11 protein-coding genes and 2 pseudogenes are annotated in these 14,153 nt (G+C 68.8%); 4 read left to right on the top strand and 9 right to left on the bottom strand.

Annotated features, from left to right (window positions below; translation table 11 throughout):
- Nucleotides 1–449 precede the first annotated feature (449 nt).
- Nucleotides 450–2,354, top strand: a complete 1,905-nt coding sequence (locus KDK95_RS05535) for a glycosyltransferase family 39 protein (protein ID WP_212516915.1) — start codon at nt 450–452, stop codon at nt 2,352–2,354.
- 114 nt (nt 2,355–2,468) lie between these two features.
- Here the strand turns inward: KDK95_RS05535 and KDK95_RS05530 are convergent, their stop codons facing one another.
- Both KDK95_RS05530 and KDK95_RS05525 read right to left on the bottom strand, forming a co-directional pair.
- A complete protein-coding gene (locus KDK95_RS05530; protein ID WP_212516914.1) occupies nt 2,469–3,989 on the bottom strand; it encodes a cellulose binding domain-containing protein in 1,521 nt (506 codons plus the stop codon).
- A 72-nt stretch (nt 3,990–4,061) separates the two neighbouring features.
- The gene (locus KDK95_RS05525) at nt 4,062–5,561 is read right to left on the bottom strand and encodes a glycosyltransferase family 2 protein (protein WP_212516913.1); all 1,500 of its coding nucleotides are present in this window, start codon (nt 5,559–5,561) and stop codon (nt 4,062–4,064) included.
- Between the two features lie 379 nt (nt 5,562–5,940).
- Between KDK95_RS05525 and KDK95_RS05520 the strand changes: the two genes are divergently transcribed.
- The 3 genes from KDK95_RS05520 to KDK95_RS05510 are packed head-to-tail and all read left to right on the top strand — an operon-like array spanning nt 5,941 to nt 7,504.
- Nucleotides 5,941–6,357, top strand: a complete 417-nt coding sequence (locus KDK95_RS05520) for a glycosyl hydrolase family 28-related protein (protein WP_212516912.1) — start codon at nt 5,941–5,943, stop codon at nt 6,355–6,357.
- A complete protein-coding gene (locus tag KDK95_RS05515) occupies nt 6,354–7,187 on the top strand; it encodes a hypothetical protein (RefSeq protein WP_212516911.1) in 834 nt (277 codons plus the stop codon). The genes KDK95_RS05520 and KDK95_RS05515 overlap by 4 nt, the downstream gene beginning before the upstream one ends.
- Nucleotides 7,181–7,504, top strand: a complete 324-nt coding sequence (locus KDK95_RS05510) for a hypothetical protein (RefSeq protein WP_212516910.1) — start codon at nt 7,181–7,183, stop codon at nt 7,502–7,504. Before KDK95_RS05515 ends, KDK95_RS05510 begins: the two co-directional genes overlap by 7 nt.
- 27 nt (nt 7,505–7,531) lie before the next feature.
- Here the strand turns inward: KDK95_RS05510 and KDK95_RS05505 are convergent, their stop codons facing one another.
- The 7 genes and pseudogenes from KDK95_RS05505 to KDK95_RS38120 form a co-directional block, all read right to left on the bottom strand.
- On the bottom strand, nt 7,532–8,548 hold the full coding sequence (locus tag KDK95_RS05505; protein WP_212516909.1) for a LacI family DNA-binding transcriptional regulator: 1,017 nt from the start codon (nt 8,546–8,548) through the stop codon (nt 7,532–7,534).
- A 370-nt stretch (nt 8,549–8,918) separates the two neighbouring features.
- Nucleotides 8,919–9,671, bottom strand: coding sequence for an AraC family transcriptional regulator (locus tag KDK95_RS05500; protein ID WP_212516908.1), 753 nt, complete (start codon nt 9,669–9,671; stop codon nt 8,919–8,921).
- Nucleotides 9,672–9,916: 245 nt separating this feature from the next.
- Nucleotides 9,917–10,219: a putative quinol monooxygenase gene (locus tag KDK95_RS05495; RefSeq protein WP_212516907.1), complete on the bottom strand. Its 303-nt coding sequence runs from the start codon at nt 10,217–10,219 to the stop codon at nt 9,917–9,919.
- 145 nt (nt 10,220–10,364) lie between these two features.
- Nucleotides 10,365–11,309, bottom strand: coding sequence for a methyltransferase domain-containing protein (locus tag KDK95_RS05490; protein WP_212516906.1), 945 nt, complete (start codon nt 11,307–11,309; stop codon nt 10,365–10,367).
- Nucleotides 11,302–11,970, bottom strand: a complete 669-nt coding sequence (locus KDK95_RS05485) for a TIGR04282 family arsenosugar biosynthesis glycosyltransferase (RefSeq protein WP_212516905.1) — start codon at nt 11,968–11,970, stop codon at nt 11,302–11,304. The genes KDK95_RS05490 and KDK95_RS05485 overlap by 8 nt, the downstream gene beginning before the upstream one ends.
- A pseudogene (locus KDK95_RS38125) lies at nt 11,967–12,617 on the bottom strand (glycosyltransferase family 2 protein); the annotation flags it as partial. The gene KDK95_RS05485 and the pseudogene KDK95_RS38125, both read right to left, overlap by 4 nt.
- A 303-nt stretch (nt 12,618–12,920) precedes the next feature.
- Nucleotides 12,921–14,048, bottom strand: a pseudogene (locus KDK95_RS38120) (glycosyltransferase 87 family protein); the annotation flags it as partial.
- Nucleotides 14,049–14,153: the final 105 nt, after the last annotated feature.

Raw genomic sequence — 14,153 nt, 5'->3', positions numbered from 1 at the left:
GCCTGCCCCCGCGCCTGCCCCCGCCCGGCGGAGCCAGCGGAGTCAGCGGACTCAGCGGAATCAATGGAGTCAGCGGAATCCCAGACGAACGTCGGCGCCTGCTTGTCCTGGGCCATCTCACCGCTCCCTCTCGCACGTGACGCTGCGCATCAGTACTCTCGCAGTGCCGAACGCGAAGCGTCCTTCCCGTGGAATACGAGCGCGGCGCCCGATCGGGTCACCGCGCGGGCAGGTTCTTCCGCAGGCCGATCGCGCCGCCGGGGTCGTCGTCCATATCCGGACATAGAGTCCATAACCGAGCATCATGGCCCGGACGAAAGCTGATCCCGGCGACAGGCCTCCTACAGTTGCCTCTCCGCGCCAGAGCAGCAGGCACTATATGCTGATACTCTGATCTGTTTACATCCGAGGCCGCCCCCGCGGCGCTTCGGCCATGCCATTGGAGTCCGATGAGCCCCGAGCCCCAGGGCACGCCGCATCCGCCGCAGCCGCGCAGGATTCCCGACGTCCTCGCCGCCGGCGTCCCGGGTCTCGAGGGCGGTCAGATGCAGCCCGCGCCGACAGCGGAGCCTGCCCCCGTCTCCGGGCCCTCGCGTCCTGTCGCGCCGGTTTTCGAGCCGATGTACGGCAGGATCGAGCAATTCCCTCCCGACTACGGAGTTTTTGCCGAGCCATCGCAGCAGGAAGGCGGTCCGCTGCGCCGCCGTACCGAGCCCGCGTCGCCTTCGCAGTCGCCGCAGCAGCATGCGACGTTCGACCTGACTGTGCCCATTCCGGTCGTCAAGACGAACGGGGACGGCGGTTCAGGGCAGGCGCAGTCTCATGCCGATGCCCAGATGCGCCGTTCCGGTGTCTGGACCGGCATGTGGACACGCCGCGGAGGGCTGCTGGCCATCCTCGTCGCACAGGCGGGGCTGTCACTGCGCAACAACAACACCGCATTCGTGGACGAGGCGCTGTACCTCTATTCCGGCCATCTCGAGATCGCGCAAACACTGCACGGTACGCCGACTGGTGCGAACTTCTGGTCCTTCTTCTCCGGCGCGCCCGTGCTCTACCCGATCCTCGGCGCGATGGCCGACGGCATCGGCGGTCTGTTCGCGGCCCGACTGCTCAGCCTCGCGTTCATGCTCGGCGCCACGTGCATGCTGTATCTGCTGACCCGTCGCATGCTCGGAACGCGTGCCGCGCTGTTCGCCGCAGCGGCGTTCAGCTGCACCGAGCCGGTGATCTTCGTCGGCAACCTTGCCACCTACGACGCGCCGGCCCTGTTCCTGCTGTCTCTGGCGACCTGGATCGTGGTGCGCTACGCGCGGTCGTCCAAGCCGCTGTATCTGTTCGCGGTTCTCCCGGCCGCGCTCGCAGTGGGCACCAAGTACGCGGCGCTGATGTTCGTTCCGGTCATCGTGGTGATTGCGTTCATGACCGCGTTTCCCGAGTTCGGCAAGCGAGCGCTCGTCCGCCCGGTAGCTCTAGCTGTCGGCATCGCCGCCACGCTCTACGTGGCACTCCACTTCGCGGGCGAGACCGCGCTCAAGGGCGTTGAGGTCACCACGACCAGCCGCGCGCAAGGCCACAACACCGTGTCGCAGGTGCTGACTGACGCCGGGCAGTGGGGTGGAGCGCTGTTCCTGATATGCCTAGTCGGCGCGGCGTTCCTGATCGCGCTGCCGAATACGCACGATCTGCCCCATCTGCCCAAGGGCCGCTGGTCGCGTCTGTGCCTGGCCGCGCTGTTGTGTGGAACCGCACTGATGCCGCCGTTGTATCAGGCGCACCTGCACACGACTGTCTCGCTGCAGAAGCACGTCGGCTTCGGTCTGTTCTTCGCCGCTCCGCTGGCCGGCTACGGCCTGGCCAGGATTGCCGACAAGCACGTCCTGCGGACGCTCGTGGCCATCTCTCTGCTGGGCACGACGCTCGTCCTCGGCGCGTTCCAGTCTCTGACTCTGTTCCACGTCTGGCCAAACTCGAGCGCGATGGTGAGCGAGATCGCCCAGAACGAGAAGCCGAACGGCCGCTACCTGGTCGGCTCGGACGCCGTCGCCGTTTACGGCCTCCGTGCGACCCCCGGTTTCAATCCGCACCAGTTCATCGATACCTGGTCATTGTCCTACCGGGACTCCGCGGGCCAGCTCCTGACGGGCACCGCAGCGTTCACCGCGGCCATCAAGGCAGGCTATTTCCAGGTGATCGTCTACACCGGAGCCGAGAACCCGCCGGTCGAGGCGGTCATCGAAGCGGACCTGAGTCACGCGGCGAACTACAAGCTGGTGGCCACGATCCCGGAACACACGAGCAACGGTGCGCTGAACTACTACGTCTGGGTGCGGCAGGCAACGGTCAAGCGGTGAAACGAACTGAGCCTGTGACTGCTATGTTGCGCGCGCGGATTTGCCGCGTAGCAGTCACAGGCTCTCGTTGACCGTGGATCGCGCCTCCGGTGTCGATGACCGGAGATCGAGCGGCTACTTCGTGCTCATCGTGTCGACGAAGTTCGTGCCGCTGGCGTACAGGTTGCTGACAGTCTGCTGGACCTGAGCCAGACTCATCGACTGCTGGGAGTTGTAGTAGAACCAGTTGACCTGCGTATCCCACTTCCGGGTGCCGGAGATGGGCTCCTTGAGGTCGACGAACCAGGAGTTGAAATCGGCGGACATGGATTCGCGAGGATAGTACTTGCCGGAGGTGGTGAACAGCACGTTCCCGTCGATGGAGTAGGTGACGACGCCATTGACGGCCGTGATGACGAGGGTGTGCCAGCCATTGAGGCTGATCGTGTTCTCCTTCGTCTCGCGGTCGCAGCCGACTACGCTTTGCGAGGTAGTGACGTTGTTGCAGTTGTAGACGCTGTACCAGCTGGTGGTGTCCAGGCGCGGGCCGGGTGCCCCCCAGCCGCCATTGGGCTGATATTCGGCGTCCAGTTCGCTGTAGTTCGCGTTGCGCGGCGAGATCATGTAGAAGTCTTCGTTGATCGGGTCGCCGTTGGTGCCCGACGTCGGAGAATCGGTGAAGTGGATCCGGGCAGCGTACGTCCCGGTGAAGAACGGGACGTTCAAGCTGTCGATTTCCGACTGTGTGGTCCCGGACTTAGTACCGTCGGTCGTGGCGCTGAGGTCGAGCACCTCACCGCCGTCTGCGCCGGAGGCAGCCGGGAAGGTGACGCCGGAGGCCTTCCATGTGCTGAGAACCCCGGGGCCGCCTGACGACGTGCGCACCACCCAGCCGTGCTTGCTCAATGCGGGGTCGTCGGCGCCGGAATAGTGGAAGTCGTCGAAGTACGTTCCGGCCGCGACCGCCTGTGTGCTCGCTGAAGGCGCTTGAGCGCTGCTGCCGGACGGCACGACGCCCCACACCAGCGTGCCGCCGATGTACGCCGCGACATGCGTATTCGGACGGTATGAGGTGGCCTGGGCGCCGTTGTACGAATAGTCCGCAGACTGGGCGATCGAGCCGCCGCCCGGTTCATACAGCTGGAGCTCGATGGCGCCGGAGTTGGCGGCAGGCTTGAGTACGCCGGCGCCCTCGGCGAAGGAGACTTCCAGATAGTGGTCCGCGCCGGTGGCGGCGGTGGGCAGCGCGACGACGTGCTCCGTGACCTGCGAGCATCCGAATGCAGCGTAGATGCAGTTCGCGGCGTACGCCTGACTGCCGTTTTGCTTGAAGTAGTAGCGCAGCGTCACCTTGCTCAGATCGACGTTCTGCTGGGAGACGTTGACGATCTGCAGCCAAGGCTGCACGGACGAGGTGCTCGAGCCGGTGGTTCCGGAGCGGTAACGGACGAAGAGCGTCTTCTGTGCGGACGTCGACGTCTGAGTTGCGCCGGCCGCCGACTTCGCCGTCGACTTCGACTGCCCTGCGTGGCCGCCCCACAGCGGCTTGCTGGCGATGACGACACCGGCGACCAAGGCGAAGAAGACCGTTGCGCGGAGCGCAGTCGCCAGTCTGCTGTCCTTTTGAGTTCGGCGACGGCCTTGGGCGGAACCCATTTACGCTCCTACGATAATGCACTGCGACACTCGGAAATGGCGTCTTGCGAAACTGAGCTTAGGTAACTCGGCTTACCAGCTGTACTGCGTAGGACCCTCGGTCCGAGAAGGCTCCGTACCCGCAGTGTCAAACGCGTCTGCTTGAGTTGCCGGTACTGCGGGGAGCACGGCGGTCTGCGCCCAGGCATCCGCCACTTCGTTTGTTCTGGGCTTCCCCGACCTCGACCGAACGGGCTGGTACGCGTCGATATCGAAGGCAGACGGGTCGGCGGCCGCGTGTTGGTCGTCCTGCGCCTCGGGGCTCGTCGCCGTCACGAGCGGCGTCCCCTCGTTGTCGCCGCCTACCTCGACCGATGCCCGGGTGCCCCAGCTGTTGCGGCGCAGCGTGGCGAGCGAATACACCCGAAGCGGCAGCAGGAGCAGCAGATTCATGATCGCGTACAGCGGTGCGCAGAGGTAGGTGAACATGCGGTCGAAGAAGCCCACCGTGATTGCACCACGCAGGTAGTGGATCGACCTCACCCACGACATGATGCACATGTAGGTGACATAGACGGCGAGAAGCTGCCAGCTCGTCGGGTGCGTTCCGATCAGGATCAGTGCGCTGAGCAGTCCGAAAGTGAAGATGACCCAGGTGGCCAGTTCGACGAGGTTGAGCCACCAGTACAGCCGCCCGATCCGGAACTTGCCGAAGAGCAGGAAGCCCTCCCGGATGAACGACTTGCCCCAGCGTATCTGCTGGCGGATGTAGTGGCCGAGACGCTCGGGGACGTCGGTGTAGCCGACCGACGACGGCTGGATGAGCGAGAGCCCTTCGGTCAGGCAGTAGTACGTCAGCCGCCGATCGTCGCCGAAGGTGGCGGGCCGGCCGAGGAACTGCTGTCCGATGAAGTCGTCGAGGTACTTGCGCACCACCCAGCCGCGGTACATCGCGAGGGAGCCGCAGGCACACAGCACGGAGCCGAGCCGCGAGTACGCCACGCGCTCGCCGAGGAACGCGTTGACGTACCGCATGTCGATCAGCCGGGTGAGCAGATTCTTGCCGCGGTTGTGGGCGAGCACCAGGCCGGTGACGCACTGGACGCGCCTCTTGCTGAACGGGGTGGCGAGTTCGGCGACCGCATGCTTGTCGAGGACGGTGTCCGAGTCCACGCACAGGTACATGTCGGCATTCGGCGCCTGCTCGAAGCCCGCCGCGAGGCCGTGCCGTTTACCGCGGTTGTCCGGGAACCGGATGAAATCGAGCCGAACGCCCGCGCTCTCGAACTTCGGGCGCATGGAGTGGATCAGGGCGGCGCAGGACATGTCCGTGGAGCAGTCGTCGATCACCGTCAGCGAGTCCACGAGCAGAGTCTGCGCGAGGATCGAATCCAGGCACCGCTGCAGCATCGCCGGCGCCTCGTTGTAGACGGTCACCACCCCGTGGATGTAATACCCCTTGACGAGGTGCCGGAAGGCGAGCTCCGGCTTGCGCCGCCGCCGCATCGACAGAAGCAGCTTGATCGCCAGCAGGGATCCGACTGTCGCGCCGTACCAGTGGAGATGGGTACCAGCATGGAGAAGCGAGCGCATGCCAGTATGTTCCCCCCATGTGATTTTTGCTCTGACAGCCCATAGATCTGAGAGCGTGGGCACCCGAAGGTAACCCGTAGAGGTGGGGGATGTAAAGGGTTCGCCAAGTGCATTGTGTGTGCGGCTCGGCACCACCGAAGTGCACGATTGGTGACGTTTGGCCCGCTTTGACCCGCGCTCTCGCGCGGCGAGCGCGAAGGAAAGTCGGATTTGACCGCCTTGTGGACCGCGTCGTGAAGTACGTCACAGATCGCCCGATCGACGTTTGCCGATCTCGCAGGGGTTTTGGGAAGCGGGCTGGTGAGCTAGCCTCAGCAAGCGCTCCGTCAGTCGCAGTGGTCTAAGACAGGTTTCAGAAATCATCCAAAATGGGGGATCCATGAGCAGTTCCCGGCGAACCGTCCTGCGCTCAGCCTTGGGGGTCGGCGCGGTGTCCACCGCAGCCGTTATCGGCTCCGCCGGTGACGCGGGTGCAGTGTCGAGTACCGAGGTAGGCGTCGACTGGTTGAACGCCATGGACGCGCCGTTCAGCGCGGTCGGCAACGGAACGAGCGACGATACTGCAGCCATTCAGGCGGCACTCAACGCAGCGCCGCTCGGCGGCGTGGTCTACCTGCCTGCAGGCCAGTACGCCACCTCCGCTCCGCTCATCATTCCGCCGCAGGTCACGCTCCGCGGCTCGCACAGTTCGCACCTCGACTCGACCACTTGCGCGATCACTCCGTTGGCGAGAGGCGCGGCACGCGGATCGCCGTCAACACGTGCGGCGGTTACGGATTCTCACTCAGCGGCATGACCGACTGCACGTGGATAGACTGCCAGGCCATCGGTTCCGGCAAGGGCGGTTTCAACTTCGCCGGCCAGCCGAGCAACACGCAGCTGATCGGCTGCCGCTCCGAGTACTCCAACTACGACGGCTTCGCCTTCTCCGGCGCATGGACCGGCGGGAGCGCCGGCGGCGGTTGCCTGATGGTCTCCTGCACCACGGACGGCAACAACCGCAACGGCATCTCCGTCGTCGCCACCGGAGACAGCCCTCTGACCATCGTCGGCTACTACAGTCGGCGCGACGGGGCCAACGTCAAGGCCGGAGGAGGCGGTTACGCCGGTCTGAGCTGCTCGGGAAGCACCATCCCGGTGATCATCGACGACGTCACCGTGATCCCGGGCATCGCACAGTCGGAAGGCACCAACTCACCCGACTACGGCGTGAGTATCACCGGCTCGTCCTCAACTGTCTCCATCGCCCACGGCCTCGTGCACGGCAACGTGCGGGGCTGGTACGACGACGGCACGAACACGAGCATCCTGCGGGGCGCCAACCTCATCGAGCGCGTGGGAACCCAGAGCTCGTACACGACCTCGTACAACGGCCTGCAGGTCTCGGCCACCGGCCTGGACATGGTCGGCCACGCGCTCGGCGTGCCGACTCCCCGGGACCACGGTCTCGTCGCCTGGAGCTTCGATCCGGCGCACGTTGGCGGCAGCAGTTCCGACACCGTCACCAGCGGGGCGATCTACATGGCGGGTCTGTATGTCCAGCGCACCGCGACCATCTCGACGATCTACTGGGGCGTCTACACCGCCGCGACAACGCCCACCTCGGGACAGAACTACATATGCTGATCGACGCCACTGGCTCGGTCGTGGCCTCGAAGTCGATCGATGCAGAGGTGGCCAGCGCCGGAGAGCACGCGAGCCCGATCACCAGCGTCACGGTCAGCCCCGGCCTGTACTGGGTCGGCATCCTGCAGAATGCATCAACCCCCGCGAAGCTCTACCGCGCGTCCAATGTCAATGGAACCCTCGCGAACATGGGCATCTCGAGCGCCGCGACCAAGCGATTCATCACCAACGGTTCGGGCCTCACCAGTGTCCCGGCGACGATCACACCCTCATCGAACGCGACGTCCCAGTACACCATCCTCGCCGGGATCGGATGAGATCGAGGCGGGATCGGCCCGCCGCTCTCAACCCGCCGTGCTCTCCCGGATCGCCAGCTCGTACGGCGCCCACAGCTCGGTCGGCTCGTCGTCGGCGCGCTCGCCGAGGCGGGCGATCAGCCGGTCGATGGCGAGCCAGGCGATGGTGGACTTGTCGGGGGAGACGGTGGTGAGCGACGGGGTGTTGTAGCGGCCGGTCTCGATGTCGTCGAAGCCGACCACGGCCACGTCCTCGGGCACCCGCACGCCGCGGCTGAGCAGGGTGCGGATGGCGCCGAGGGCGAGCAGGTCGTTGTAGCAGAACACTGCGTCCGGCGGGCCCTTGGGGTGGTCGAGCAGCGCGGCCATCGCCTCGGCGCCGTCGGCGTGGTGGAAGCGGCGGTTGGTGACGATCAGGGACTCGTCCAGCCGGCGCCGGCGCGCCTCGTGGGCCAGGCGGAATCCGGCGGTGCGCAGCTGCGCGGTCTCGCCGCCCTCCCAGGGCTGGTCGCCGATCGCGGCGACGCGGCTGCGGCCGATGTCGAACAGGTGCTCCGTGGCCGCGCGGGCGGCGGCGACGTTGTCGATCGCCACGTGGTCGTACGGGCTCTCGGCGATGCGCTCGCCGAGCAGCACCAGCGGGCGCGAGTTGTCCCGGCGGGCGAGGTCGGTCTGGGAGAGGGCGAGGGGGCTGAGGATCACGCCGTCGAACATGGCGGCCATCGCGCCGCCCATCACGATCTCGCGCTCGCGGTCCGGCTCGCCGTCGGTCTGGTCGACGACGACGGTGTAGCCCTGCTGGCGCGCCTTGGTGATGATGGCCCGGGTCAGCTCGGCGAAGTAGGGCACGTCGAGCTCGGGCACCACCAGCGCGATCAGCCCGGTCCGGCCGCGGCGCAGGTTGCGGGCCATCAGGTTCGGCTGGTAGCCGAGCTCGGCGACGGCCGCCTCGACCCGCGCGCGCCGCTCCTCGGACACCCGCGCGTATCCGTTGACCACGTTGGAGACCGTGCGGATCGACACCCCGGCACGCTCGGCGACGTCGCGCAGGCGAGGGGTGCTCATCTGGTCTCCTTCGGCGGATCGCGGCTGCGGGCGCCCCCGTCGGGCACGAGCGGATTTCAACGATGCAGAGCATATCAGGCACGCGCCGCAAGGGAAGGTGTACCTGCGGTTTGCCGTGGCAGAGCCCCGGAATCCGGCCACAATCCGGAACCGGGCGGCGCCAGGGCCAGGCCGCGGCCGATCGCGCGTGGTCAGCGCGGCTGTCGGGCCACGCCGCCGGCCCTGCGCGGGCGGCACCGCGCCTGACGTCGTGAAACTGCCTGCAGGCAAGTGGTTGCCCGGCGTTTGCGTGGTCGCTGACTTGCGCGCTGCCCATATGCAACGTTGCAGGTTCGGTGCGTGGGACGCCTGCAACGATGCAGAAGTCGGATCAGGGACGGAAGCTGGCCCGGTATTCGGTGGGCGTGCGTCCGGTCAGCTCGTGGAAGGCGGCGTTGAACGCCGAGAGGGAGCTGTAGCCCACCATGAAGGCGATCTTGGTGACCGGGGTGTCCCCCGCGGCGAGTTCCTCGATCGCGCGGAGCAGGCGCATCCGGCGCAGGGCGGCCCGCCAGGTCATGCCGGTCTCGTCCGAGAATCGGCGCGCGAGCGAGCGTGGCGCGAGGCCGACTTCGCGGGCCAGGTCCTCGAAGCTGAGCTCGCATTCGAGCCGTTCCTCGGTCAGTCGCAGGGCTCGGCGCAGTTCGGGGGTTCGGCCGACCGGCACCACGGCGGGGCTGGGCTGTTCGGCCAGTCGCCAGGTCACTGCCGCGAGTGCGGCGAACAGGGTCTCGGCGTATGCGGTCAGCGGCTCGACGCCCTCGCCCCACGCCCCGCACTCGGCTACCAGGGCGCGTGCCAGGGGGCTGAGGTCGAACACGGTCAACGGTGCCGGCGGGGGCGGGGCGAATCCGGTGTCGAACAGTGCGGAAGCGGTCGTGGCCGGCCGCGGGATGCTCACCCGAATCGTTCGGCCCGCCTCGATCAGCGCGGCCCGCGCCGGCGGCAGCAGCCAGGACCGGCCCTGCGCTTCCAGCCGGAGGGCACCGGCGGAGGCGCAGAGCAGGTAGTGGCGATCGGCGCAGAAGTCGCGCGCGGGTTCGGCGGCGAACGTGCGGACGAAGCTGTACGCCTTGCGGCTCATCGGTTGCCTCGCACGGGCCGATCGTAGTGCTCTGCCGTGGTGCCGGTCAGGCGACGCTCGCTAGCAACTCGGCGTGGAAGCGGCGGCTGACCGGCGCGCCGACCATCATCGGGCGGACCGCAGCGATGGTCTGCCGTGGTGCCGGTCAGGCGACGCTCGCCAGCAACTCGGCGTGGAAGCGGCGGCTGACCGGCGCGCCGACCCATCGTCGGGGGGACCGCAGCGATGGTCTGCTGTGGTGCCGGTCAGGCGACGTTCGCCAGCAACTCGGCGTGGAAGCGGCGACTGACCGGCGCGCCGACCATCATCGGGCGGACCGCAGCGCCGAAGTTCGCGAAGGAGTCCGACTTCAGGTAGCCGTCGAACGACGCCTCGTCCTCCCACTCGTGCACGATGGTGACCCGGCACTCGTCCTCCCGGGAAGCGTAGACCCGGAACGCGACGTTGCCGGGCATCGCCCTGATCACGTCACGTTCGGCGTCGAGGTGGTGGAGAGCGGCGGCGCGGTCGGCGGCGGTGGTGGCGAAGTCGACGATGGCGATGAACACGGGGGGACCTCCTGGCCCTGGATCGAGGCAGCGGATACTGCGCTGGGGACGCCTCTGATCTTCGCCCGGGACATGCTCGGCCGACCTCCGCCGGCCGGACACGTTCACGCTTCCAGCGGACAGCCGCTCGTCTCGGCCCGGCGCCTCACGTCCCCAGTTTCACGAAGCGCCTCCCGCCGAGGAGCCAGGTGCCGGTGACGCGGTAGCCGAGCGGTTCGGCCAGGGATCGCAGGGCGCCGGGGCCGATCCGGGCCCAGGGAATGGCCGGGCCGGCTTGGTCGACGGAGGCGGCCGGGCGCAGGCGGTGGCGTTCGTCGACCTCGTGTGCGGTGGTCTCGACGATGAGGGTCGCGCCGCGCGGCAGGAGCAGGGCCTTGATGCGCTCGAGCAGGCTGGCCGGGTCGCCGCTGATGCCGATGTTGCCGTCGATGAGCAGGGCGTACGGCCAGCGGCCTTCGGCCGGCAGCCGGTCGAAGACGGAGCGGCCCAGGACGGTGGCGCCGGAGGCCCTGGCCAGGAGCAGGGCGACCGGGGTGATGTCGACGCCGAGGGCTGGGATGCCGCGGCCGGCGAGCTCGGCGGCGAGGCGCCCGGGGCCGCAGCCGATGTCGAGGGTGGGGCCGGTGCAGTGCGCGAGCAGGTCGCGGTCGACGGCGTCGGCATGCCCGGCGTACTGGCCGACTTCCAGGCTCAGCACGAGGCCGTCCTCGCCGTGCAGGGTGACCGGCTCGGCCTCGCCGGACAGGCTCTGCCACAGGGCGCGTTCGTAGTCTGAGGCGGTGGGCCCGCCCCAGGTGGGAGTCCAGGTCGGGCTCCAGTCGGTGGCGGAAGAGGCGTCGAGCGGGGAGGTCGCACCGAGCGGGTTCGTGCCGAGAGGGGACGCAGTGAGCGGCGGGTTCGGGTCGAGCGGGGAGGTCGTGTCGAGCGGGGAGGTCGTGTCGAGCGGGGAGGCAGCAAGCGGCGGCGTCGCATCGAGCGGGAAGGTCGCGTCAAGCGGGGAGGCAGCGAGCGGCCGGGGCGCATCGATCGGGGTCGCATCGAGCCGGGTCGCATCGAGCGGGGTGGTCTTCAGTGGGGAGATATCAAGCACGGTGCGTCCTGGCGTCGATGGAACCGAGCTGCCTGGCGAACGCCGTGTGCGGGGCCAGCTCGGCGGCGGCGTAGGCGCAGTCGGCGGTGTCGACGTCGCGCAGCATCGGCATGTGCAGCACGTCGAGACCGGCGTCTTCGAGGCGGCGGAGCTGGGTGGCTCCGGTGTTCGACAGCGACATCGGGACGCCGTGCAGCAGCATGGGCGTGCGCGGGTGGGCCGGCTCGCGCAGGCCGAGTGCCCAGAAGCCGCCGTCCACGGCGGGGGCGAACGCGGCGTCGTACTCGTCCAGGCAGATGAGCGCGTCATCGAGCACCGAGGCGGAGGCCTGCGGCGTGTCCATGCCGATCAGCAGCGCGGGCCCCGGGTCGATGCGCGCGGCCTCGGCGAAAGCCGCGGCCAGGCGGATGTCGAGGGTTCCGCGCACCTGCGGGCGGCGGACGAAGCCGCGGCTGAGGTAGGCGTTGCGCAGGTTGACGTCCGGTTCGCCGTCGAGCACCAGCAGCCGGTGGTCCGCGCACGTGGCGGCCGCGACGTCCAGCGTGTCGGCCAGCGCCGCGGCGGCGAGCGCGGCGGCCTCCTCCAGCGTGAACGGCGGGCACAGCCTGGTCTTGACGTACCCGGGTACCGGAGTCTTCGCGATCACGATCAGGGTGCTCACGCGGCGAGCTCCTTCCAGACCCGGTTCATGTCCCGCACCGCGCGTACCGTGCCCGACACCGTGCCGGTGACCTTGGACTTCCCCGAGCGCGGGGCGTAGTCGACGTCGGTCTCGGCGATGGTCCAGCCGGCGCGCCCGGCGGCGAGGACCATCTCCAGCGGGTAGCCGGAGCGGCGGTCGCGCTGCCGCAGGCCGAGCAGTTCCTCGCGGCGGGCGGCGCGCATCGGGCCGAGGTCGCGCACGTCGATTCCGATGCGGCGCAGCCGGCGGGCCAGCACCCAGTTGGCCACGCGCGCGTGCGGCGGCCACGCTCCGGTGCCGGTGGGCCGGCGGCGCCCGAGCACGAGGTCCGCCTCCCCGGCCAGGACGGGGCCGGCGACGCGGGGCAGCTGGGCGGGATCGAGCGATCCGTCGCAGTCGCAGAAGCAGACGACCGGCGCCTTGGCCGCCTCGAGTCCCGCGTGGCAGGCGGCGCCGAAGCCGCGCTTGGCTTCGGTGACGACGAGGGCGCCGAGGTCGGCGGCGATCCGCGCGGAGCCGTCGGTGGAGCCGTTGTCCACGACGATGGCCCGGTAGCCCTCGGGCATCCGCGACATGATGTAGGGGAGCGCGGCGGCCTCGTCGAGGCAGGGGAGCACGACGTCGACGGTGATCGGTTCGTCGTCCATGGGAGTCCTTTCGCGGGGTGGGTGGGGTGCGGCGGCGGGGCGGCCCGGGCGGTTGTGGGCGGCGCGGGCGATCCGGCGTACGGCGGTTGCGGCGAGGACGACGGCCAGCGCGACGCCGTAGCCCGCGCGCAGGTTCGGCAGCGGCGCCCCGGTGATGTCGTGCCAGATGGTGGACGTCGAGATCGCGGCGGCCACCGCCAGCCACTCGACGCGGCCGTCCAACGCGACAAGCGCGACGAGCAGCAGCGAGTACCAGGGGAACTCCGGCGTCGTCGCGAGCAGCGCCGTGCCGGTCACGATGGTCGCCGCGCGCCACGGCCGGTCGGGGTCGGCGTGGCGGTACGCGAAGTACGCGGTGACGGCGATGACCAGGGCGGCGGCTGCGGTGGAGAAGCGGTCCGGGACGACGAGGTCGATCAGCACGGATCGGTGCCCGCTGTCGTACCCCTCCTCCTGGAGATAGCCAGGCAGGAATCCGATGACCTTGCCGCCGACGGCGATCAGGTGCGGCACGTACACGGCCACGAACGCCGCGCTCGCCGCGGAGATCACCACGAACGGTCTGCGCCGCAACGTGCCTGGACCTGCCAGCACCGGGATGAACTTCGTCGCCGCCGCCAAGCCCAGCAGCACGCCGCCGCCGGCTGCTGCGCGCGTGGTCCGGGCGCGGGCCAGCACGCCGAGTCCGCAGATGGCCAGCAGCGCGCTGAGCACGTCGATGTGCCCGTTGTTCGCCGCCTCGGTGGCGACGGCCGGGCACCAGGCCCAGAGCGCCGCCGAGCGCGGATCGAGCCGCGCGCGGCGAAGCACCCACATCAGCGCGAGCGCCGTGAAGAACGAGACGATCACCGCGGCGCACTGGATCGACTTGTAGCCGCCGGTCGGCCACAGCAGGTGCACCGCGGAGAAGTACGCCTCCGCGACCGGCGGGTAGATCGTGTGCACGGTCGGCCGGTTGATCAGCGTGCAGCCCGGGGTGAGGCTGCCCGCCGAGTCCGGGTTCGGGATGCCCGCGTGCACGCACCACTGGGTGACCTGGGCGGGCCAGAGCTGGGGATCGCGCAGGAAGTCCAGTTGCGGGGCCGCCGGCACGTACGAGTAGGGATCGATGCCCGCGGCCTGGACCCGGCCGTCCCACACGTAGCGGTAGAGGTCGTCGCTGCTGATCGGCGGCCCGGTGACCGCCACGATCTGGATGGCCAGCCCGCCGAGGAGGATCAGCAGCGCCGCGGCGCGCTTCGGGGTCTTGCGCACGAGCCAGGCCGCGGTCAGGAACAGCACCCACGACGCGATGACGAACCCCTGCCGGATCCAGCCCGAACCCGGTCCGGGATGGATGACGCGGAAGACGGTGTAGGTGAGCGCCGTCACGACGAGAGCCGTGAGCACGAGTCTGGACCATCGCAGCATGCGAACCACCCTTACAGCCGTCCCCGGAATCCGGACCGTCCGGATCGCGCCCGTAAGCGGTTCGTAAGACCTGGTGGAGGCCGTAAGAGGTTCGTAAGACGTCGC

Source organism: Actinospica acidithermotolerans (assembly GCF_018139625.1).
In the GTDB taxonomy this organism is placed as follows: domain Bacteria; phylum Actinomycetota; class Actinomycetes; order Streptomycetales; family Catenulisporaceae; genus Actinospica; species Actinospica acidithermotolerans.
Note: the sequence above shows the minus strand (reverse complement) of the source record. Positions and strands in the feature narration are given on the sequence as shown.

Coding starts and splice junctions, on each gene's coding strand:
- KDK95_RS05505 (WP_212516909.1), bottom strand. CDS start 8,548: ATGAGCACCCCTCGCCTGCGCGACGTCGCCGAGCGTGCCGGGGTGTCG.
- KDK95_RS05515 (WP_212516911.1), top strand. CDS start 6,354: ATGACCGACTGCACGTGGATAGACTGCCAGGCCATCGGTTCCGGCAAG.
- KDK95_RS05500 (WP_212516908.1), bottom strand. CDS start 9,671: ATGAGCCGCAAGGCGTACAGCTTCGTCCGCACGTTCGCCGCCGAACCC.
- KDK95_RS05530 (WP_212516914.1), bottom strand. CDS start 3,989: ATGGGTTCCGCCCAAGGCCGTCGCCGAACTCAAAAGGACAGCAGACTG.
- KDK95_RS05510 (WP_212516910.1), top strand. CDS start 7,181: ATGCTGATCGACGCCACTGGCTCGGTCGTGGCCTCGAAGTCGATCGAT.
- KDK95_RS05525 (WP_212516913.1), bottom strand. CDS start 5,561: ATGCGCTCGCTTCTCCATGCTGGTACCCATCTCCACTGGTACGGCGCG.
- KDK95_RS05520 (WP_212516912.1), top strand. CDS start 5,941: ATGAGCAGTTCCCGGCGAACCGTCCTGCGCTCAGCCTTGGGGGTCGGC.
- KDK95_RS05535 (WP_212516915.1), top strand. CDS start 450: ATGAGCCCCGAGCCCCAGGGCACGCCGCATCCGCCGCAGCCGCGCAGG.